At 65.9% G+C, this 18,873-nt stretch carries 22 protein-coding genes; 19 read left to right on the top strand and 3 right to left on the bottom strand.

From position 1 onward, the window contains the following. The 4 genes from MRY80_RS25270 to MRY80_RS25255 all read left to right on the top strand — a co-directional run. Window positions 1-610 (top strand): carboxyl transferase domain-containing protein (locus MRY80_RS25270; protein WP_293294370.1); only part of this gene is annotated, 610 nt, incomplete at its 5' end. A 17-nt stretch (window positions 611-627) separates the two neighbouring features. Then, window positions 628-1,125, top strand: coding sequence for a DUF4303 domain-containing protein (locus MRY80_RS25265; protein ID WP_293294369.1), 498 nt, complete (start codon window positions 628-630; stop codon window positions 1,123-1,125). After that, a complete protein-coding gene (locus MRY80_RS25260) occupies window positions 1,122-1,646 on the top strand; it encodes an O-acetyl-ADP-ribose deacetylase (protein ID WP_293294367.1) in 525 nt (174 codons plus the stop codon). The genes MRY80_RS25265 and MRY80_RS25260 overlap by 4 nt, the downstream gene beginning before the upstream one ends. Further along, window positions 1,643-3,622 (top strand): acetyl/propionyl/methylcrotonyl-CoA carboxylase subunit alpha, encoded by a 1,980-nt coding sequence (locus tag MRY80_RS25255; RefSeq protein ID WP_293294366.1) that lies wholly within the window; start codon window positions 1,643-1,645, stop codon window positions 3,620-3,622. The genes MRY80_RS25260 and MRY80_RS25255 overlap by 4 nt, the downstream gene beginning before the upstream one ends. An 18-nt stretch (window positions 3,623-3,640) precedes the next feature. Here MRY80_RS25255 and phnF read toward each other — a convergent pair whose 3' ends face one another. Next, window positions 3,641-4,372, bottom strand: coding sequence for a phosphonate metabolism transcriptional regulator PhnF (gene phnF, locus MRY80_RS25250; protein ID WP_293294364.1), 732 nt, complete (start codon window positions 4,370-4,372; stop codon window positions 3,641-3,643). A gap of 119 nt (window positions 4,373-4,491) precedes the next feature. On the opposite strand from phnF, the gene phnG reads away from it, so the two are divergent. The 15 genes from phnG (at window position 4,492) to phnN (ending at window position 17,096) form a co-directional block, all read left to right on the top strand. Then, a complete protein-coding gene (gene phnG / locus MRY80_RS25245; protein WP_293294362.1) occupies window positions 4,492-4,956 on the top strand; it encodes a phosphonate C-P lyase system protein PhnG in 465 nt (154 codons plus the stop codon). Further along, window positions 4,956-5,567, top strand: a complete 612-nt coding sequence (gene phnH / locus MRY80_RS25240; RefSeq protein WP_293294360.1) for a phosphonate C-P lyase system protein PhnH — start codon at window positions 4,956-4,958, stop codon at window positions 5,565-5,567. The genes phnG and phnH overlap by 1 nt, the downstream gene beginning before the upstream one ends. Before the next feature lie 3 nt (window positions 5,568-5,570). Then, window positions 5,571-6,674 carry a carbon-phosphorus lyase complex subunit PhnI gene (locus tag MRY80_RS25235; protein ID WP_293294359.1) on the top strand — a complete coding sequence of 368 codons (1,104 nt, stop codon included), beginning with the start codon at window positions 5,571-5,573 and terminating at the stop codon, window positions 6,672-6,674. Then, window positions 6,671-7,093: a FosX/FosE/FosI family fosfomycin resistance hydrolase gene (fosX, locus tag MRY80_RS25230; RefSeq protein ID WP_293294357.1), complete on the top strand. Its 423-nt coding sequence runs from the start codon at window positions 6,671-6,673 to the stop codon at window positions 7,091-7,093. Before MRY80_RS25235 ends, fosX begins: the two co-directional genes overlap by 4 nt. Further along, window positions 7,090-7,986: an alpha-D-ribose 1-methylphosphonate 5-phosphate C-P-lyase PhnJ gene (locus tag MRY80_RS25225; RefSeq protein ID WP_293294356.1), complete on the top strand. Its 897-nt coding sequence runs from the start codon at window positions 7,090-7,092 to the stop codon at window positions 7,984-7,986. The genes fosX and MRY80_RS25225 overlap by 4 nt, the downstream gene beginning before the upstream one ends. Window positions 7,987-8,025: 39 nt before the next feature. Continuing rightward, window positions 8,026-8,469 carry a hypothetical protein gene (locus tag MRY80_RS25220; RefSeq protein WP_293294355.1) on the top strand — a complete coding sequence of 148 codons (444 nt, stop codon included), beginning with the start codon at window positions 8,026-8,028 and terminating at the stop codon, window positions 8,467-8,469. Beyond that, window positions 8,466-9,242: a phosphonate C-P lyase system protein PhnK gene (phnK, locus tag MRY80_RS25215; protein WP_293294354.1), complete on the top strand. Its 777-nt coding sequence runs from the start codon at window positions 8,466-8,468 to the stop codon at window positions 9,240-9,242. Before MRY80_RS25220 ends, phnK begins: the two co-directional genes overlap by 4 nt. 2 nt (window positions 9,243-9,244) lie before the next feature. Then, the gene (gene phnL / locus MRY80_RS25210; protein ID WP_293294353.1) at window positions 9,245-9,949 is read left to right on the top strand and encodes a phosphonate C-P lyase system protein PhnL; all 705 of its coding nucleotides are present in this window, start codon (window positions 9,245-9,247) and stop codon (window positions 9,947-9,949) included. Beyond that, window positions 9,946-10,563, top strand: a complete 618-nt coding sequence (locus MRY80_RS25205) for a DapH/DapD/GlmU-related protein (RefSeq protein ID WP_293294351.1) — start codon at window positions 9,946-9,948, stop codon at window positions 10,561-10,563. Before phnL ends, MRY80_RS25205 begins: the two co-directional genes overlap by 4 nt. A 236-nt stretch (window positions 10,564-10,799) precedes the next feature. Continuing rightward, on the top strand, window positions 10,800-11,639 hold the full coding sequence (gene phnC / locus MRY80_RS25200; protein ID WP_293294349.1) for a phosphonate ABC transporter ATP-binding protein: 840 nt from the start codon (window positions 10,800-10,802) through the stop codon (window positions 11,637-11,639). Between the two features lie 99 nt (window positions 11,640-11,738). Then, window positions 11,739-12,647, top strand: a complete 909-nt coding sequence (gene phnD, locus MRY80_RS25195; RefSeq protein WP_293294347.1) for a phosphonate ABC transporter substrate-binding protein — start codon at window positions 11,739-11,741, stop codon at window positions 12,645-12,647. A gap of 70 nt (window positions 12,648-12,717) precedes the next feature. After that, complete coding sequence (phnE, locus tag MRY80_RS25190; protein ID WP_293294345.1) at window positions 12,718-13,692, top strand: phosphonate ABC transporter, permease protein PhnE; 975 nt, start codon at window positions 12,718-12,720, stop codon at window positions 13,690-13,692. 2 nt (window positions 13,693-13,694) lie between these two features. Continuing rightward, entirely contained in the window at window positions 13,695-15,278 is a 1,584-nt protein-coding gene (gene phnE / locus MRY80_RS25185; protein ID WP_293294343.1) for a phosphonate ABC transporter, permease protein PhnE, read from the top strand. 27 nt (window positions 15,279-15,305) lie between these two features. Next, the gene (locus MRY80_RS25180) at window positions 15,306-16,496 is read left to right on the top strand and encodes an alpha-D-ribose 1-methylphosphonate 5-triphosphate diphosphatase (RefSeq protein WP_293294342.1); all 1,191 of its coding nucleotides are present in this window, start codon (window positions 15,306-15,308) and stop codon (window positions 16,494-16,496) included. Between the two features lie 6 nt (window positions 16,497-16,502). Next, window positions 16,503-17,096 (top strand): phosphonate metabolism protein/1,5-bisphosphokinase (PRPP-forming) PhnN, encoded by a 594-nt coding sequence (gene phnN / locus MRY80_RS25175; RefSeq protein WP_293294341.1) that lies wholly within the window; start codon window positions 16,503-16,505, stop codon window positions 17,094-17,096. 13 nt (window positions 17,097-17,109) lie between these two features. On the opposite strand, the gene pobA is transcribed toward phnN, so the two are convergent. Both pobA and MRY80_RS25165 read right to left on the bottom strand, forming a co-directional pair. Further along, complete coding sequence (pobA, locus tag MRY80_RS25170; protein ID WP_293294339.1) at window positions 17,110-18,282, bottom strand: 4-hydroxybenzoate 3-monooxygenase; 1,173 nt, start codon at window positions 18,280-18,282, stop codon at window positions 17,110-17,112. 46 nt (window positions 18,283-18,328) lie between these two features. Continuing rightward, window positions 18,329-18,811 carry an Lrp/AsnC ligand binding domain-containing protein gene (locus tag MRY80_RS25165; protein WP_293294337.1) on the bottom strand — a complete coding sequence of 161 codons (483 nt, stop codon included), beginning with the start codon at window positions 18,809-18,811 and terminating at the stop codon, window positions 18,329-18,331. Window positions 18,812-18,873: the final 62 nt, after the last annotated feature.

Below are 18,873 nucleotides of genomic sequence, written 5' to 3'. Positions count from 1 at the left end.
TGTCGACGGCGTGCCGGTGGGCATCCTCGCCAACAACGGGGTGCTGTTCTCCGAAAGCTCGCTGAAGGGCGCGCATTTCATCGAATTGTGCTGCCAGCGGAAGATCCCGCTTCTGTTCCTGCAGAACATCACCGGCTTCATGGTCGGCTCCAAATACGAGGCGGGCGGCATCGCGCGCGACGGGGCGAAGCTGGTCGCCGCCGTCTCGACGGCTGCCGTCCCGAAGGTCACGGTGATCATCGGCGGCTCCTACGGGGCGGGCAATTACGGCATGTGCGGGCGGGCCTATTCGCCGCGGTTCCTGTGGATGTGGCCGAATGCGCGCATCTCGGTGATGGGCGGCCCGCAGGCGGCGGGCGTTCTGGCGAACGTCAAGCGCGCCGGCATAGAGGCGAAGGGCGGCACGTGGTCGGCGGAGGAGGAGGCCGCGTTCAAGCAGCCGACGCTCGACATGTTCGAGCGCCAGTCGCATCCGCTCTACGCCTCTGCACGGCTATGGGACGACGGCATCATCGACCCGCGCAAGACCCGCGACGTGGTGGCGCTGAGCCTGAAGGCGGCGCTCAATGCGCCCGTCGAGGAAACCAAGTTCGGCGTGTTCAGGATGTGAGGGCGCGGTCTTCGATCATGGCTTTCGACCTTCCCAGACTGGCCGACTTCGCCGCCGCGGAGATTCGCGGTTTTGCTGCGCAGACGCGTAAGCACGAAATCTCCAAGTCCCTCGTCTTCGGCGCGCCCGACGAGAGGTTCTACGCGTTCGCCATCGATGCGGACCTGTTGTGTCTCAATACGTTGGAGAGTTTTGAGCAGTGCCTCAAGGCCTATCAGGAATGGTATCCCAACCGGTATCACCAGCCGGCGATCGTGGAAAAGCTTCGCATGAGCACAGGCGATTGGGCCTATCAGGGATTTGCCCGGATGGACCGCGAGAACGGCTTCGACGACGAGCTTTACGCAAAGCACTATGACATCGGATTCCATGACGCGGACAGTCCCGCATTGCGTGAGACGGAATACGGCATCGCGATGGATGAGTTGCTGGAATTGCTGAAGCACAGGAACGCCTTCGATGTCCTGCGCAGGACGGACGACTTCGTGATCTGTCGCGTGGAGCACGAGTATTGACAGACCGCTTGACCGTCATCGAAGCCGACATCACGACGCTTGCGGTCGATGCCATCGTCAATGCGGCGAATGGGTCGCTGCTGGGCGGCGGCGGGGTGGACGGGGCGATCCATCGCGCGGCGGGACCGGACCTGCTGGCGGAATGCCGCACGCTGGGCGGCTGCGAGACCGGGCAGGCGAAGATCACCGGCGGTTACGATCTGCCGGCCCGCTTCGTGATCCACACGGTCGGGCCGGTCTGGCATGGCGGGGACAAGGGAGAGGCCGACTTGCTGGCCGCCTGTTATCGCAATTCGATTCAACTTGCCGCCGCAAACGACTGCAACACAATCGCTTTTCCGGCGATTTCGACCGGCGTCTACGGCTATCCGGCGGACCAGGCCGTGCAGATCGCGGTGCGCGCCGTCGCCGAGGCGCTTCCACAATTTCCCGGCATCGCATGCGTGACGCTGTGCTGTTTCAATAGTAGATCGGCGGAACTGCATCGCCAGGCTGTCGCCGCGCTCGGAGAGGAACCATGATCGCAAAGCTCCTGATCGCCAATCGCGGCGAAATCGCCTGCCGGATCATCCGCACCGCGCGGCGCATGGGCGTGAAGACCGTGGCCGTCTATTCCGACGTCGACGCGCGGGCGCTGCATGTCGAGCTCGCCGACGAGGCGGTGCATATCGGTCCGGCGACGCCGGCCGAGAGCTATCTGAACACCGGCAGGATCGTCGAGGCGGCGCTGAAGACGGGCGCGGATGCCGTGCATCCGGGCTACGGCTTCCTGTCGGAAAACCCGGGCTTCGTCGAGGCCGTGGAAGCGGCCGGCCTGACGTTTGTCGGCCCGTCGGCGTCCGCGATCCGCGCCATGGGGCTGAAGGACGCGGCCAAGCAGTTGATGGAACGCGCCGGCGTGCCGGTGGTGCCGGGCTATCACGGCGAGGCGCAGGCGGTCGTCGTGCTCGCCTCCAAGGCCAACGAGATCGGGTTCCCCGTGCTGATCAAGGCGCGCTCCGGCGGTGGCGGCAAGGGCATGCGCAAGGTCGACGATCCGGCGCGCTTCAAGGATGCGCTCGCGGCGGCCAAGAGCGAGGCGCGCTCGGCCTTCGGCGACGATCACGTGCTGGTGGAGAAATACATCGCCGCGCCGCGCCATATCGAGGTGCAGGTGTTCGGCGACAATCACGGCAATGTCGTTCACCTGTTCGAGCGCGACTGCTCGTTGCAGCGCCGGCACCAGAAGGTGATCGAGGAAGCGCCGGCGCCGGGCATGAGCGACGAGGTGCGCGCGGCGATGACGGAGGCCGCCGTGAAGGCTGCCAGGGCGATCGACTATTCGGGCGCGGGCACGGTCGAGTTCATCGTCGACGGGTCCGGCCCGCTGAGCCCGGACGGCTTCTGGTTCATGGAGATGAACACGCGGCTTCAGGTCGAGCATCCCGTCACCGAGGCGATCACGGGGCTCGACCTGGTCGAGTGGCAGTTGCGCGTCGCGTCCGGCGAGCCGCTGCCGCTGACGCAGGACGAGATCACGATGAACGGCCACGCGGTCGAGGCGCGGCTCTATGCCGAGGACCCCGCGAAAGGCTTCCTGCCGGCGACCGGAACGCTGCATCACATCGCCTTCGGCGGCGAGGCGCGGGTGGATGCCGGCGTTCGCTCCGGCGACGCGATCACGCCGTTCTACGATCCGATGATCGCGAAGCTGATCGCCCATGGCGCGGACCGGTCGGAGGCGCTGGAGACGCTCGCCTCGGCGCTGCGATCGACGCATGTCGCAGGCACCGTCACCAACGCGCCGTTTCTCGCCGCGCTGGCCACGCATGAGGGGTTCGCCAGCGGTGAGGTGGATACCGGCCTGATCGACCGCGAGATCGCCGCGCTGACCGTGCCGTTGCCGATGACGGAAGAGGTGGTCGCGCTGGCGGTTGCCGCCCTGGTCGGCGTCGATCTGGAGGCGCCCTACGCGGGCTGGCGGTTGTGGGGCGAGGCGAGCCGGCGGGTGCGGCTGGTCCATGGCGGCGAGACCCTGGAGCGGCGGCTGGTTCTGCCGGGCGACGGGTCCTGCATCGTGGAAGGCGGCGAACGCCCGCTGCGCCTGCGCGAGATCGCGCGGGACGGCCACCACATGTCGGCGCGCATCGGCGAGACGGGCGAGCGGATCGCCGCCGATGTCGTCACCTGGGCGGGCGTCGACGGTCAGTCGGCCTCGGTGATGATCGACGCCGCGACGCATGTTTTGCTGATGCCCGATCCGATGGCCGTCGCCGCGCATCACGGCGACCATGGCGACGCCGTCCTGGCGCCGATGACGGGCATCGTGCGCGCCGTGCATGCGCGCAGGGGCGCCACGGTCGAGAAGGGCGACAAGCTGGTCGTCATGGAAGCGATGAAGATGGAGACGAGCCTGACCGCGCCGCGCGCCGGGCGGGTGGAAGCGATCTTCTGCTCGAGCGGGGAAACGGTGGAGGGCGGCGCGGTGCTGCTGCGCCTGGAGGAAGTCGCGTCCTGAAGCGGATCGCGGCCCGCTTCAGGCGTCCTCGTTCTCGATGCGCAGTTCGACGCGGTCGGCGGCGAAACGGGTCTCTGAATACTGGATCGGCCGCCCCTCGGCGGCCGTGTTGACGGCACGGGTGACGAGCACGATCGCGCCGGCCGACAGCCGCAGCAACTCGATGTCCTCGGCCGAAGCGTGCCGCGCCTCGATGATCGTCGACGCGCGCACATAGTCCTCCACGCCGCAACTCGCCAGCGCCCTTGTGATCGAGGCGTGCTCCTCGAATGCGCGGTCGATGCCGGCGAAGCGCTGCGCGTCGAACCAGGAGGTGGCGCGCGAGACCGGGACGCCGTCTGCCTCGCTTACCGTTTCCAGCCGGATGACCTGGCTTCCTGCCGCAAGACCGAGCGCCTCTGCGACGGGTTCCGGCGCGGCTTCCGGCCCGCTCTCAAGCAGGCGGGTGCGCGTGGAGGCGGCCTGGCTGCCGAGGCCGGCAGAAAAACGTGTGCGCTTGCGGATCGGATAGGTGAGGCGCTTGCGGCGGCGCACGAAGGTGCCGCGACCCTGTTCCGACCGCAGCACGCCTTCCTGCTCGAGCGCGCCGATGGCCGCGCGCACGGTGTGGCGGTTGACGCCATAGCGCTTGGCCAGCTGCATTTCCGGCGGCAGGCGCCCGTCCTGGCCGGCGACGCCGCTGGCGATGTCGGAGCGGATCAGGTCCGCGATCTGGCGCCACAGCGCGACGCCGGATTTTCGTTCAAGCACGGCACCCGTCAAATCTAGCCCCCTCGGCCGAATGTCACACTCTTGTCATTGCACAGGGCTAGACACATAATATGTTCAGTTGTCTATAACAATAGACAAATTTACCTCGGACCTTGCTGATGGATGCCACAACGGACACAAAGGTGCGCGATGCGCGGCAGGCGCGTCTCTCGACGCTCGCCTCCGCCGACGGCGCGGAGCTGCTGCACCTGTGGGAAGGACTCGGGATCGACCCGGCCTGCGAGATGGTGCGCGGGCCCGAGATCGGGCTGATCGCGTTGCGCGGCCGCATCGGCGGCGGCGGCGCGCCCTTCAATTTCGGCGAGGCGACGGTCACGCGCGCCACGGTGCGGCTGGAAAGCGGCGCGGTCGGCCATTCGGTCGCGCTCGGCCGTGACCGCCGCAAGGCCAAGCTCATCGCGATTCTCGACGCCTTGGCGCAAGACGCTGAAATGGAGTCGAAAATCGACGCCGGCATCATTCGCCCGCTGCTCAAGTCCCAGGCCGATCGTGACGCGCTTCGCCGCGAGGAGACCGCAGCGACGAAGGTCGATTTCTTCACCATGGTTCGCGGAGAGGATTGATGCAGACAGGCGGCAGCATTGTCGAAGGCGGCTTCGCCGAACCGGTCTTCGCTTCCCAGGCGGTTTTCCGCGCGGTGATGGACGCCATGGCGCGGCCCGGCACCGTGCAGCCGATCGATGCCGGCACCAACCCGCCGCCGCCGCTCAACGCGACGGCTGCCGCGGTGATGCTGACACTGGCCGACGCCGACACGCCGGTCTGGCTCGGGCCGGCGCTTGCCCGCAACGACGCGGTGCGCGGCTGGCTCTCCTTTCACACGGGCGCGCCGATGGCGGAATTCGCCTCGGAGGCGGCCTTCGCGCTGATGGTCGATGCGGGCGCGGTGCCGCCCCTTACAGGCTTCGCGCTCGGGACGCAGGAATATCCGGATCGCTCGACCACGCTCGTCCTGCAGGTGGACGCGCTGACCGGCGGTCCGAACCTGACGCTCGCGGGGCCGGGCATCAAGGGCACGCAGACGATCGCGCCGCGGCCCATGCCCGGCCATTTCGACCTGCAGTGGCGCGAGATCAACGGGCTCTATCCGCGCGGTCTCGACATCATCCTGGCTGCGCCCGATGCGGTGGCCTGCCTGCCGCGCACGACGCGGATCGTCGAAGGGGAGGTCTGAGCCATGTATGTCGCGGTCAAGGGCGGCGAGGCCGCCATTCGCAACGCGCACAAGCTGCTGGCCGACCGCCGGCGCGGCGACCGGTCGGTGCCGTCTCTGACGCTGGAGCAGATCGCGGAGCAACTGGCGCTCGCCTGCGACCGGGTGATGGCCGAGGGCTCGGTCTATGACCGCGAACTCGCGGCCCTCGCGATCAAGCAGGCGCGGGGAGACCTGATCGAGGCGATCTTCCTGTTGCGTGCCTATCGCACGACGCTGCCGCGGTTTGGCTATTCGCAGCCGATCGACACCGGCAGCATGCAGATCGAGCGCCGCATTTCGGCGACCTACAAGGACCTGCCCGGCGGGCAGATGCTGGGGCCGACCTTCGATTATACGCACCGTCTGCTCGACCCGTCGCTGGCGCGCGACGAGGCGGTGGAGGAAGGCGACCGGCGCGAAGGCGACGACACGCCGGTGATGCGCGTTTCCGACATCCTCGCCCAGGAGGACCTGATCGAGGCCGACGGCGATGTCGCGGGCGAGGAAATCGGCGACCTGACACGCACGCCGATGGAGTTCCCGATGGACCGGGACACGCGCCTGCAGGCGCTGTCGCGCGGCGACGAAGGCTTCCTGCTGGCGCTCGGCTATTCGACCCAGCGCGGCTTCGGGCGTTCGCATCCCTTTGTCGGCGAAATCCGCATCGGCGAAGTCGAGGTGAAGCTCGATGTGCCGGAACTGGGGTTTGCGGTCACGCTCGGCCGCATTCGCGTGACCGAGTGCCAGATGGTGAACCAGTTCAAGGGCTCGGCCAAGGCGCCGCCGCAATTCACGCGGGGCTACGGCCTCGTCTTCGGACAGTCGGAGAGGAAGGCCATGGCGATGGCGCTCTGCGATCGGGCGCTGCGCGCCGACGAACTGGGCGAGGACAAGGTCGCGCCGGCGCAGGACGAGGAATTCGTCATTTCGCATTCCGACAACGTCCAGGCGACCGGCTTCGTCGAGCACCTGAAACTGCCGCATTACGTCGACTTCCAGGCCGAGCTGGACCTGGTGCGCCGGATGCGCGGCGAACATGCAAGGCGCCGGGACGGCGAGGACAGCATGCCGGAGGCGGCGGAATGATCGAAGGCCTGTCGCACATGACGTTCATTTGCGGGGACATCGACCGCATGGGCGAGATCCTCTCCACCGTGATCGGCGCGCGCGAGGTCTACGCGAGCGGCGAGCGCACCTTCTCCGTCTCGCGCGAGAAATTCTTCGTTGCGGGCGGATTGTGGATCGCGGTGATGGAGGGCGAGAGCCTGCCGGAGCGCAGCTACAACCACGTCGCCTTCAAGGTCGCAGACGACGAGATCGAGCCCTGCCTGGAGCGCATCCGCTCGCTCGGTCTCGACGTGAAGCCACCACGGCCCCGTGTCGAGGGCGAGGGGCGGTCCATCTATTTCCACGACGAGGACAATCACCTCTTCGAAATTCACTCCGGGACGCTGGAACAGCGGCTCGCCGCCTATGAGCGGATCGGCGCGGAGGCGGCGGCATGACGATCGGAACCGATGACGGGCTGGCGACCTACAATTTCGCCTATCTGGACGAGCAGACCAAGCGGATGATCCGCCGCGCGATCCTGAAGGGGATCGCCATTCCGGGCTATCAGGTTCCGTTCGCCAGCCGCGAGATGCCCATGCCCTACGGCTGGGGCACCGGCGGCGTGCAGGTGACGGCGTCGATCATCGGGCCGGACGACACGCTCAAGGTGATCGACCAGGGTGCCGACGACACGACCAACGCGGTCTCCATCCGCGCCTTCTTCGCCAAGGTCGCCGATGTGGAGACCACGACGGAGACGGGCAAGGCGACGATCATCCAGACGCGCCACCGCATTCCCGAGGAAAAGCTCGCCGAGGGTCAGGTGCTCGTCTACCAGGTGCCGATCCCGGAGCCGCTGCGCTTCCTCGAGCCGCGCGAGACCGAGACGCGCAAGATGCATGCGCTCGCCGAATACGGGCTGATGCATGTGAAGCTCTACGAGGACATCGCCAGGAACGGCCATATCGCGACGACCTACGCCTATCCGGTGAAGGTGGAGGACCGCTATGTGATGGACCCGTCGCCGACGCCGAAATTCGACAATCCGAAGATGCACATGTCGGACGCGCTGCAGCTCTTCGGCGCGGGGCGCGAGAAGCGCATCTACGCCGTTCCGCCGCACACGCAGGTCGTCAGCCTCGACTTCGAGGACTACCCCTTCGAGATCCAGAGTTTCGAGGAACCCTGTGCGCTTTGCGGGGCGCATGGCGTCTATCTCGACGAGGTGATCCTCGACGACCGGGGCGGGCGGATGTTCGTCTGTTCCGACACCGATTATTGCGAAAAGCGCCGAGCGGAGGGCCATCGCGGCCATCTGTCCGGCGAGGCGATGGAGGCCGCGGAATGATGGTCTCAAGCTGCAGACAGACAGACGGGAATTGAACCAGTGGGAACGTCGTTCGTCGGAATCGATGAAAAGGGTTTCTGGATGCGGGACGGCCTTCTGTGCATGTGGCTGCGACTGGTCGCCGTCCAGATTCGATGCGGAGCCAATGGCGACGATCCGCTGACCAGGCTTCGGAACGAGTGGATGTATCAATCGCAGATTGAGCTGAACGGTCTGGTAAGCGTGGATCTCGAAACCATCGCCGGCAATGACGTTGCGGAGGATGAGCTCTGCGATGCGATCCGGCGGGTCATGACATGCATGCGGGCGTTGGGTGCGGAGATCAGCGTCGAGACACAGAATCTCCTGGGGGTCCACGGCTGGTCGGTGCCCGTGAAAACCTCGCGATTCATCGAAATCGGCGAAGCGTTTCTCGATCTCATTCACGGCAGGATCACCAGCACAGCTCACAACACCGATTTCATGCCGGGGTGCAGGCCATGACAGATCAACCGCTTCTGCGCGTCTCGGGCGTGTCGAAATTCTACGGCAATCGCATTGGCTGCCGGGATGTCAGCTTCGAATTGTGGCCGGGCGAGGTGCTGGCGGTCGTCGGCGAATCCGGGTCGGGCAAGACGACGCTGTTGAACTGCATTTCGACGCGGCTGCTGCCGACGGCCGGCACGGTCAGCTATCGCATGCGCGACGGCCAGTTCCGCGACCTCTACCGCATGGGCGAGGCGGAGCGGCGGTTCCTGATGCGCACCGACTGGGGCTTCGTGCACCAGAACCCGGCCGACGGGCTGCGTATGAGCGTTTCGGCCGGCGCGAATGTCGGCGAGCGGCTGATGGCCGTCGGCGAGCGCCATTACGGCCAGATCCGCGAGACGGCGACGGACTGGCTGGGCCGTGTCGAGATCGGCGTCGACCGGATCGACGATCAACCGCGCTCCTTTTCTGGCGGCATGCGCCAGCGATTGCAGATCGCGCGCAACCTCGTCACCGGCCCGCGCCTCGTCTTCATGGACGAACCGACCGGCGGTCTCGACGTCTCGGTGCAGGCGCGGCTGCTCGATCTGCTGCGCGGCCTCGTCAACGATCTCGGTCTCGCCGTCGTGGTGGTGACGCATGATCTCGCCGTGGCGCGCCTGCTGTCGCACCGGATGATGGTGATGAAGGACGGCGAGGTGATCGAGACCGGTCTGACCGACCGCGTGCTCGACGATCCGCGCGCGCCCTATACCCAGCTTCTCGTTTCCTCGATCCTGCAGGTGTGACCATGCCCACGCCCATCGTCGTCTCCGATGTCGCCAAGAGCTTCACCATGCATCTGCGCGGCGGAATCGTCATTCCGGTCGTCGCGCATGTGGATTTCGCGCTGAAGGCGGGCGAATGCGCCGTGCTCGGCGGGCCGTCCGGGGCGGGCAAGAGCACGATCCTGAAGATGCTCTACGGCAATTACGGCGTCGAGAACGGGCAGATCCTCGTCTGCCACGGCGGCGCCTATGTCGATCTGGTCAAGGCCGATCCGCGCATGGTGATCGCGATCCGGCGCGACACGATCGGCTATGTCAGCCAGTTCCTGCGGGTCGTGCCGCGCGTCTCCGCGCTCGACGTCGCCGCCGAACCGCTCGTCCAACACGGGACCCCGCCGGAAGAAGCGAGGGAAAAGGCGGCAGCGCTGTTCTCGCGGCTGAATTTGCCGGAGACGCTGTGGGCGCTGCCGCCGGCGACCTTTTCCGGCGGCGAGCAGCAGCGCGTCAACATCGCGCGCGGCTTCATCACCGAGCATCCCGTGTTGCTGCTCGACGAGCCGACCGCCTCGCTGGATGCACGCAACCGCCAGGTGGTCATCGACATGATCGCCGAGAAAAAGGCGGCCGGCGTCGCGCTGCTCGGCATCTTCCATGACCAGGACGTGCGCGACGAGGTGGCCGACGCTGTGATCGACGTGACCCGGTTCGCGGCGGAGCAGGCGGCGTGACCAAGCTCTCCGAGGAGCCGCTCGTTCATCCGACGGCCGAGGTCTCCAACTCCACGCTCGGACGCTACACGGAGATCTCGGAGCGCTGCCGCGTGCACGAGACCGTGCTCGGCGACTATTCCTACATGATGCAGGACGGCAGTGCCTGGTGCGCGCGGATCGGCAAGTTCGCCAACATCGCCTCCAACGTCCGCTTCAACGCCACCAATCACCCGACCTGGCGGCCAACGCTGCATCATTTCACCTATCGCGCGGGCGACTACTGGGACGACGCCTCCAACGAGGAGACGTTCTTCGAGTGGCGTCGCGAGAACATGGTCACGGTCGGCCATGACACCTGGTTCGGCCATGGCTCGACCGTCCTGCCGGGCGTGACCGTCGGTGACGGGGCGGTCGTGGGCGCGGGCGCCGTCGTCTCCAGGGACGTCGCGCCCTACACGATCGTCGGCGGCGTGCCGGCCAAACCGATCCGCGAGCGGTTCCCGGCGGAGATCGCCGAGAGGCTGCAGGCGCTGGCCTGGTGGGACTGGGACCATGCCCGCCTGCGCGCCGCGCTGGACGATTTTCGCGGCCTCGACATCGCCGCCTTCCTCGAAAAACACGAATCCGCCTGACATCTTTGTGACGGTCCGGCGGTGCATCGCCCCGCCATTGTTGACAGTTCGGTGACATGGGGTCGCCGGGCCGCTCAGGCGTGCCCGCGAAATGCCCGGAATGCCGGGAAAAAGGGCAGCCGACGGCTCGTCCACAACGTTACGGAAGGTGTCACCGAACTGATATGCAACTGACATTTTCCGGTTATCGAAGCCGCATAGACCCCGCTCTGACTTAAGAGAAACCGGGGTGCTTGATGCTCGTAATCCGGAATGTGAGCCGTCGCTTTGGTTCCAATGTGGCGGTCAAGTCTGTCGATCTGACGATTCCCACGGGTCAGATGGTCGGCGTCATCGGCGCTTCGGGCGCCGGCAAATCCACGCTGCTGCGCATGATCAACCGGCTGATCGATCCCTCCGAGGGGCGGATCGATTTCCATGCGAGGGAAGTCTCGTCGCTCGGCGGACAGGCCCTGCGGGACTGGCAGCGCGATTGCGCGATGATCTTCCAGCAGTTCAACCTGGTGCCGCGCCTCGACGTCCTGACCAACGTGCTGCTCGGACGGCTGAACCATCGCTCCACCGTGTCGAGCCTTCTCAACATGTTCACCCGCGAGGAACGCGCCATGGCGGTCGCTGCCCTGGAGCGGCTCGACATCGCCAAGACGGCGCTGCAGCGGGCCGGCACGCTGTCGGGCGGCCAGCAGCAGCGCGTGGCGATCGCGCGCGCGCTGATGCAGGAGCCGAAGGTGATCCTCGCCGACGAGCCGATCGCCTCGCTCGATCCGCGCAACGCGCAGGTCGTCATGCAGTCGCTGAAGGACATCAACCGGAAAGACGGCATCACCGTCATCACCAACCTGCACACGCTCGACACCGCGCGCGTCTATTGCGAGCGCATCATCGGCATGTCGGGCGGCGAGGTGGTGTTCGACGGCACGCCGGACGACCTCACCGAAGCGGCCGCGCGCCGCATCTATGGCGCCGACGCCTTGGAAGAGGCGTTCTCGGAGGCCGTCACCTCGACCAGCTTCGGCGCTGGCCGCGAGAAGGTGGAGCCGCGCCACGAGCCCGAAGTCGCCGCCGCGCGGAGCTGACCTCGCATCAGGAATTCCGCGCGATGTCGGTCGCGTTGCGTGGATGAAGTTTCCCAACGACCACCCATCGGGGAACCGCCCCCAAAACGGAGAGACGCAATGTTCAAGAAACTCCTTCTCGCAACCGCCGCCGTTGCCGCCATCGCAGCCGGCTCGGTTTCCGCCCAGGCCCAGGACGTGTTCCGCATCGGCATTCTCGGTGGCGAAAACGAAGCCGACCGTCTGCGCAACTTCCAGTGCATGGTCGACCAGCTTCCGGAAGCCATCGGCGTCAAGGAAGTCAAGCTGTTCCCGGCGGCCGACTATGACGGCACGATCCAGGGCCTGCTCGGCGGCACGCTCGACTATGCCGAGCTCGGCGCCTCCGGCTACGCCAAGGTCTACCTGACCGATCCCGAAGCCGTTGACCCGGTTCTGACCACCGTCCAGACCGACGGCGCGACCGGCTATTACTCCATCATGCTCTCCCGCAAGGATTCCGGCATCACGTCGCTGGAAGACATGAAGGGCAAGAAGCTGGGCTTCGCCGATCCGGATTCCACCTCCGGCTACCTCGTGCCGTCGGTCGCCCTGCCGGCGCAGCTCGGCGCCAAGGTCGAGGACTATTTCGGTGAAACGGGTTTCGGCGGCGGTCATGAGAACGTCGTTCTCGAAATGCTGAAGGGCAATTTCGACGGCGCCGTCACCTGGTCTTCCGGCGTTGGCGCATATGCCGACGGTTACACCTCGGGCAACATCCGCAAGATGGTCGACAAGGGCCTTCTCGACATGGATGAAGTCGTCGAAGTCTGGAAGTCTCCGCTGATCCCGAACGGCCCGATCGTCGTCTCCAACAAGCTGGACCAGGACGTTCGCGCCAAGTTCGTGTCCTTCATGAAGGCCCTGCCGGCGTCCGATCCGGACTGCTTCTCCGCCATCCAGGGCGGCGACTACAAGGGCTTCGTGGACGTCGACCATTCCTTCTACGAGACCATCGTCGCCGCTCGCAAGGCGAAGATCGGCTCGTAAGGTCCGAGACCTTTCTCTGCGCCGCGGCCTTCGGGCCGCGGCGTCTCTACACCTCTTCGAGATCAGATCGATGGCCGTCACAGACCTATCCGCGCATGAAGCCTATGTGACCGAAGACGGGCGCTACGACGTCGAACGGCACTGGCGCGAACTGAACGGCACGCGCCGGCTCTACACGATCGGCGGGGTCGTCGCCCTGGCGCTGGCGCTGGTCGCCTCGCTGTGGTTCGCCAACGAGACCAATGCGGGCAAGTTTCTCGACCGCCTGCCGCATTTCTTCGATTTCGTCGGCGATCTCATCCCGCGCGACGGCTGGGAGGTCTGGCGGGCGCTGTTCGACCTGCCGAGCCCCTATGACACGGGCAGCCTGCAATACAATTATCCGGTCGGACGGGTCTATCTGACCGACACGCTCTACGTGCCGGAATATTTCTACAAGATGCTGGAGACGCTGAACATCGCGCTGCTCGCGACCTTCATCGGCTTCACCTTCGGCTTCTTGCTGTGCTTCGTGGCGGCGAAGAACCTGACCGCGTCGCGCTGGCTGCGCTTTGCGGTTCGGCGCTTCATGGAAATCCTGCGCGCCTTTCCCGAAATCGTCATCGCCGGCTTCTTCCTGGCGATCTTCTCGCTCGGACCGATCCCGGCGATGATCGCGGTGTCGATCCATTCGATCGGGGCGCTCGGCAAGATGTTCTTCGAGGTCGTCGAGAACGCCGACATGAAGCCCGACGAGGGCCTGCGCGCGGTCGGCGCCAACTGGCTGGAGCGCGTGTGGTTCGGCATCGTTCCGCAGGTCATGCCGAACTTCATCAGCTATTTCCTGCTGCGCCTGGAGATCAACGTCCGGGCGTCCACCATCCTGGGCGCGGTCGGGGCAGGCGGCATCGGCGAGGCGCTGCGGCTCTCGATCAGCCGCGGCCACGAGGCCAAGACGCTCGCCATCATCCTTCTCCTGTTCGTGACGATCATCTGCGTCGACCAGCTCTCGGCCTGGCTGCGCAAGAAGCTCGTCGGCAAGCAGGCCTTCGAATTCGGACGCTGACCATGGCCACGCTGACAGCAGAACAGATCGACGACATCGAACGACGCCACCCGGACGCCTTCCGCCAACCGTTCCTGAAGCGCTTCGCCTATCCGATCGCCATCGTCGTACTGGCGCTCTACACCGTCTATGCGTGGTGGTTCTTCTCCATCGGCTCGGTCATTTCGAACGGCAACTGGAACATCGCCGGCGCCTATCTGGCCGACTGGGTGTCCTACGAGGTCCGCCCGGACGTCGAATACAAGACCGGCGACATCGAGATCACCTATCCGCGCTTCTCGCCGCTCGGCGAAAATCCCGATCCGTCGTGGATCACGACGGAACGCGGCCTTGTGACGGTCTCGGTCGAAGGGGCCGACAACACCGACTCCAAGCCGGCGAGCACCGGAGGGGCAGGGGTCGGCGGCAGCTTCATGTCGCCGACATCGGACGCCACCAACACCGGCGGCAGCGGTCTCATGAACAGTTTCATGTCGCCGAGTTCGGACGCGTCGAGCATGGGCGGCAGCGCGGACGCGAACACGGAAACGACCACTGTTACCGAGACCCGTGAAGGGATCGCCGAGGCGACCGTGGAGATTTCCTCGACGGCGAAGGTCGATGTCACCGCCGACGAGATTCGGGTGACCCGCGGAAGCGAAGCGCTCGTCCTGACGATCGACCGGGAAAACGAGACGGTGACCCCGGTCGGCGCGCTGCCCGGCTGGGTCGCGCAGAAGGCGCACGGCGAAAAGGTCCTGCTCGATTTCGGCTTTGCCGGCCGCGCCGAGGTGCGCTGGTACGAGGTGAAGGTCTGGCGCCGGTTCCTCGGCTGGGAGAATTTCTGGTTCGACACGATGTCTCCCTATTGGGGCAAGTCCTTCGGGGAGGTCATGGCGCTCGCCTTTTCCGGCGAGCGGATCGATCCCGATCGGTCGAACCTCGCAGTCATGTGGGACAACATCGTCAACAACGCCGAGTGGCAGCATGGCGATGTCTGGATCAAGCTGTTGCAGACGATCGTCATGGCCTTCGTCGGCACGCTGTTTGCCGTGATGATCGCCTTTCCGCTGTCGTTCCTTGCGGCGCGCAACATCACGCCCAATCCGTTCCTGAACCAGGTGCTGAAGCGCTGGTTCGATTTCCAGCGCTCCGTCGACATGCTGATCTGGGCGCTGTTCTTCACGCGGGCCTTCGGTCCGGGGCCGCTGGCCGGCATTTCGGCGATCTTCTTCACCGACACCGGCACGTTCGGAAAGCTCTATGCCGAGGCGCTGGAGAATGTGGATGACAAGCAGCGCGAGGGCGTGCGATCGGTCGGCGCGTCGCCGATGGCGGTTCAGCGCTTCGGCGTGGTGCCGCAGGTTCTGCCGGTCTTCATCTCGCAGGCGCTCTATTTCTGGGAGTCGAACACCCGCTCCGCGACCATCATCGGCGCCGTCGGTGCGGGCGGCATCGGCTTGAAACTCTGGGAAGCAATGCGCACCAATGCGGACTGGGAAAACGTCGCCTACATGGTGATTCTCATCCTCATTGTCGTCTTTGTTTTCGACAATATTTCGAATGCGCTTCGCAGCCGGCTGGTGGAGCCGGCGGCCGGCCGGTAATATCAATACAAGCAGAAAGCCTTTTTCATGAACGAGATACGGGCAGCCTCAGCCTTTGCCACGTCCGGGCGGGAGGACGTGTTTTCCAACGCCCGCGTCGTTCTCGCCGACGAGGTCGTCGAGGGCGCCGTCCTCGTGCGCGACGGATTGATCGCCGACGTGCAGGCCGGCCACACCGCCGTGCCGGCGCATGACATGGAGGGCGACTACCTGACGCCCGGACTGGTCGAACTGCACACGGACCATCTGGAGACCCATTACAGCCCGCGCCCGGGCGTGGTGTGGAGCCTGATGGCGTCGGTGCAGGCCTATGACGCGCAGATCGCGACATCCGGCATCACCACCGTGTTCGACTGTTTCCGCATGGGCAGCGACGAGGACAATGGCTACGGGCCGGGCGAGATGCGCGGCCTGGCCGACGCGCTCAAGGCGGCGCAGGCGAAGGGCCGCCTGCGCGCCGAACACCGCATCCACCTGCGCTGCGAAGTGTCGGCGCACAACGTGATCGAGGAGCTGGAAGAGTTCCGCGACGAGGGCCTTGTCGGCATCGCCTCGCTGATGGACCACGCGCCGGGCCAGCGGCAGTTCCAGACGATGGACAAATACATCCTCTACTACAAGAAGAAGCGCGGTCTGACCGATGCCGAGTTCGACGAGTTCGTGAAGCGGCGGCAGGACGAGTCGGCGCGCTATTCCGACAAGCACCGCGCCGAGATCGCCGAACATTGCCACGACATGGGCATCACGATCGCTTCCCATGACGACGCGACGCTGGAGCATGTCGACGACGCGATCCGGCTGGGCGTCAAGCTCGCCGAATTTCCGACCTCGATCGAGGCCGCCAAGGCGTCGCACGAAGCGGGCATGAGCGTCTTGATGGGGGCGCCGAACATCGTGCGCGGCGGGTCGCATTCCGGCAATGTCGCGGCGATCGATCTGGCCCGGCTCGGCATTCTCGACGTTCTGTCGTCGGACTACATCCCGTTCAGCCTGCTGCACTCGGTGTTCGTCATCGCGCGCGACATCGACACGATGTCTCTGCCGCAGGCGATGCGCATGGTCACGAAGACGCCCGCGGAAACGGTGGGCCTGGCCGATCGCGGCGAAATCGCGGTCGGCAAGCGGGCCGATCTCGTGCGCGTCCATCACGATCCCGAGCATCCGGAGCACGTGCCCGTGGTGCGCGGCGTCTGGCGCGCCGGCCATCGCGTGGCCTGATCCGTGATGCAGGCGCGTCGGGGCTGTTTCATCGCCGTGGTCGGGCCGAGCGGCTCGGGCAAGGACACGCTGATCGAATGGCTGAAGCCCCGGCTCGCGGGGCAGCCCGGCGTGATGTTCGTGCGCCGGACGGTGACGCGCGACGCCGACGGGTCGACCGAGGATCATGCCACGCTCGACCGCGAGGCCTTTGCAAATGAAGAAGAAGCCGGGCGCTTCGCCGTCTGCTGGGAGGCGCACGGGCTGCGCTACGGCATTCCCGCGGCCGCATTGCATCATGTCGAAAACGGCGGCATCGCGATCGCCAACGGGTCGCGCCGCGCGTTGGGCGAGATCGAGCGGGTTTTCGGCGACCTGCTCGTCGTCAGGCTGACGGTCGACCGGCACGTCCTGGCCGAGAGGCTTGCGGGACGCGGGCGCGAGACGGCCGCCGAGATCGAGCGGCGGCTGGCGCGAAGCGACGAACCGTTGCCGCACTGCGCCCAAGTCGTCGAAATCGACAATTCCGGCCGGATCGAAGCGGCGGGACAGGCATTTCTTGCGCTTCTGCGCGACCATTTCGGCGCGATCGAGAAACCCGGCGCCGCGTTGCGGGCCTAGCGCCGGGCGTTCCTCAGTCCTCGAAGGGCAAGCCCATATATTCGAAGGCGAACGCCCGCTGGACGTCTTGCGACCCGACCAGCAGGTCGAAATCGTTCTGGCGGATCTTCTGGTCGAAGGGATCCTCGCCCGGAAAGACATGCAGCAGCCTGGTCATGCGCCAGGAGATGTTCTCGGCCGCCCACACCCGGCGCAACGCCATCGCCGAATAGCTGTCGAGATAGTGATCGCTGCCCTCGGCATAATGGGTGATCAGCGCGCGGCTGAGGTAGAACACGTCCGAAAAGGCCAGGTTGAGGCCCTTGGCGCCCGTCGGCGGCACGATATGGGCGGCGTCGCCGGCGAGGAACAGCTTTCCCCATCGCATCGGCTCGGCGACGAAGGAGCGCAGCGGCGCGATCGATTTCTCGATCGACGGGCCGGTCTCGATCTCGCCATGGACGTGTTCGGGCAGCCTGCGGTGGAGCGCTTCCCAGAACCGGTCGTCCGACCAGTCCTCGACGCGGTCCGTGGCGGGCACCTGCACATAGTAGCGGCTGAGCATCGGATTGCGGCGCGAGGCCATCGCGAAGCCCTCGGAGTGGTAGGCGTAGGCCAGTTCCTTCATGGGCGGGCGCTCGACCATGATGCCGAGCCAGCCGAACGGGTAGACGCGCTCATATTCACGGCGGATGTCGGCCGGTATCGCCATGCGGCTCGGGCCGTGGAAGCCGTCGCAGCCGGCGATGAAGTCGCAATCGATGCGCTTCGTTTCGCCATCTTGTTCGAAGGTGACGAAGGGAGACGCCTCGACGTCGTGCAATGCGACGTTCTCGACCTCGAAGAGCATGGCGGCGCCATCGCGCTCGCGTGCGGCGTAGAGGTCCTCGGTGATCTGCGTCTGGCCCCAGACCATCATCTGGCGACCGGTCCAGCGGATGACGTCGATGAAGAAGTCGTCCTTGCCTTCCCAGAAGATGCGCGTGCCGTCCTTGGGCATGCCGTCGCGATCCATCCGCTCGGCCAGCCCGTATCGGCGCAGCAACTCGACCGTGCCCGCCTCCAGCACGCCGGCGCGGATGCGGCCGAGGACATGCGCCTTGGTCTGCCTCTCGATGACGATGGACGCGATCCCGGCTTCATGCAGAACATGCGAGAGAAAGAGCCCGGCCGGGCCGCCGCCGATGATGCAAACCTGTGTGCGCATGATTCCCCCTGCCGTCCGGCTCCCTCTATCGCAGGCGCGTGGTCACTCAATCAAGGGCGTCCAGAGGCCCGTCCTTGACGGCTTGCATCGACACGTAGGTGGAGGTGTTGGCGACGTGGGGCAGGGCGGAAATCGACTCGCCGAGGACGCGCCGATAGGCAGCGATGTCGCGGGTGCGCACCTTCAGGAGGAAGTCGAACGGACCGGCGATCATGTGGCACTGCTCCACTTCCGCGATCCGCTTGACCGCCGCGTTGAAGGCGGCCAGCGCCTTTTCCGTGGTGTCGGAGAGTTTGACCTCGGTGAAGGCGACATGCTCGCGGCCGATCTTGGCCATGTCCAGCACGGCGCGGAAGCCGAGTATGTAGCCGTCCTCGACAAGGCGCTTCAGCCGGACCTGGCAGGGGCTCTTGGACAGGCCGACGCGGCGGGCGAGCTCCGTGACCGGCAGCCGACCCTCGGTCTCCAGGATCGCGATCATCCGCCGGTCGTGGCGGTCGAGTGTTTCGCTGTCGGCTTTCGATTCCATTGATCTGCCCTGTATTGGTCGAAAATGCGGGAAACCTTCCCTTCAATCTGCCGAGGTAGGGA

The organism is Oricola sp., from assembly GCF_022763245.1.
In the GTDB taxonomy this organism is placed as follows: domain Bacteria; phylum Pseudomonadota; class Alphaproteobacteria; order Rhizobiales; family Rhizobiaceae; genus Oricola.
Note: the sequence above shows the minus strand (reverse complement) of the source record. Positions and strands in the feature narration are given on the sequence as shown.

What these genes read in the sequence shown, in the direction of transcription:
- MRY80_RS25265 (WP_293294369.1), top strand. Translation starts at nt 628, where the DNA reads ATGGCTTTCGACCTTCCCAGACTGGCCGACTTCGCCGCCGCGGAGATT.
- MRY80_RS25255 (WP_293294366.1), top strand. Translation starts at nt 1,643, where the DNA reads ATGATCGCAAAGCTCCTGATCGCCAATCGCGGCGAAATCGCCTGCCGG.
- phnG (WP_293294362.1), top strand. Translation starts at nt 4,492, where the DNA reads ATGGATGCCACAACGGACACAAAGGTGCGCGATGCGCGGCAGGCGCGT.
- phnH (WP_293294360.1), top strand. Translation starts at nt 4,956, where the DNA reads ATGCAGACAGGCGGCAGCATTGTCGAAGGCGGCTTCGCCGAACCGGTC.
- MRY80_RS25235 (WP_293294359.1), top strand. Translation starts at nt 5,571, where the DNA reads ATGTATGTCGCGGTCAAGGGCGGCGAGGCCGCCATTCGCAACGCGCAC.
- fosX (WP_293294357.1), top strand. Translation starts at nt 6,671, where the DNA reads ATGATCGAAGGCCTGTCGCACATGACGTTCATTTGCGGGGACATCGAC.
- MRY80_RS25225 (WP_293294356.1), top strand. Translation starts at nt 7,090, where the DNA reads ATGACGATCGGAACCGATGACGGGCTGGCGACCTACAATTTCGCCTAT.
- phnK (WP_293294354.1), top strand. Translation starts at nt 8,466, where the DNA reads ATGACAGATCAACCGCTTCTGCGCGTCTCGGGCGTGTCGAAATTCTAC.
- phnL (WP_293294353.1), top strand. Translation starts at nt 9,245, where the DNA reads ATGCCCACGCCCATCGTCGTCTCCGATGTCGCCAAGAGCTTCACCATG.
- phnC (WP_293294349.1), top strand. Translation starts at nt 10,800, where the DNA reads ATGCTCGTAATCCGGAATGTGAGCCGTCGCTTTGGTTCCAATGTGGCG.
- phnD (WP_293294347.1), top strand. Translation starts at nt 11,739, where the DNA reads ATGTTCAAGAAACTCCTTCTCGCAACCGCCGCCGTTGCCGCCATCGCA.
- phnE (WP_293294345.1), top strand. Translation starts at nt 12,718, where the DNA reads ATGGCCGTCACAGACCTATCCGCGCATGAAGCCTATGTGACCGAAGAC.
- phnE (WP_293294343.1), top strand. Translation starts at nt 13,695, where the DNA reads ATGGCCACGCTGACAGCAGAACAGATCGACGACATCGAACGACGCCAC.
- MRY80_RS25180 (WP_293294342.1), top strand. Translation starts at nt 15,306, where the DNA reads ATGAACGAGATACGGGCAGCCTCAGCCTTTGCCACGTCCGGGCGGGAG.
- phnN (WP_293294341.1), top strand. Translation starts at nt 16,503, where the DNA reads ATGCAGGCGCGTCGGGGCTGTTTCATCGCCGTGGTCGGGCCGAGCGGC.
- pobA (WP_293294339.1), bottom strand. Translation starts at nt 18,282, where the DNA reads ATGCGCACACAGGTTTGCATCATCGGCGGCGGCCCGGCCGGGCTCTTT.
- MRY80_RS25165 (WP_293294337.1), bottom strand. Translation starts at nt 18,811, where the DNA reads ATGGAATCGAAAGCCGACAGCGAAACACTCGACCGCCACGACCGGCGG.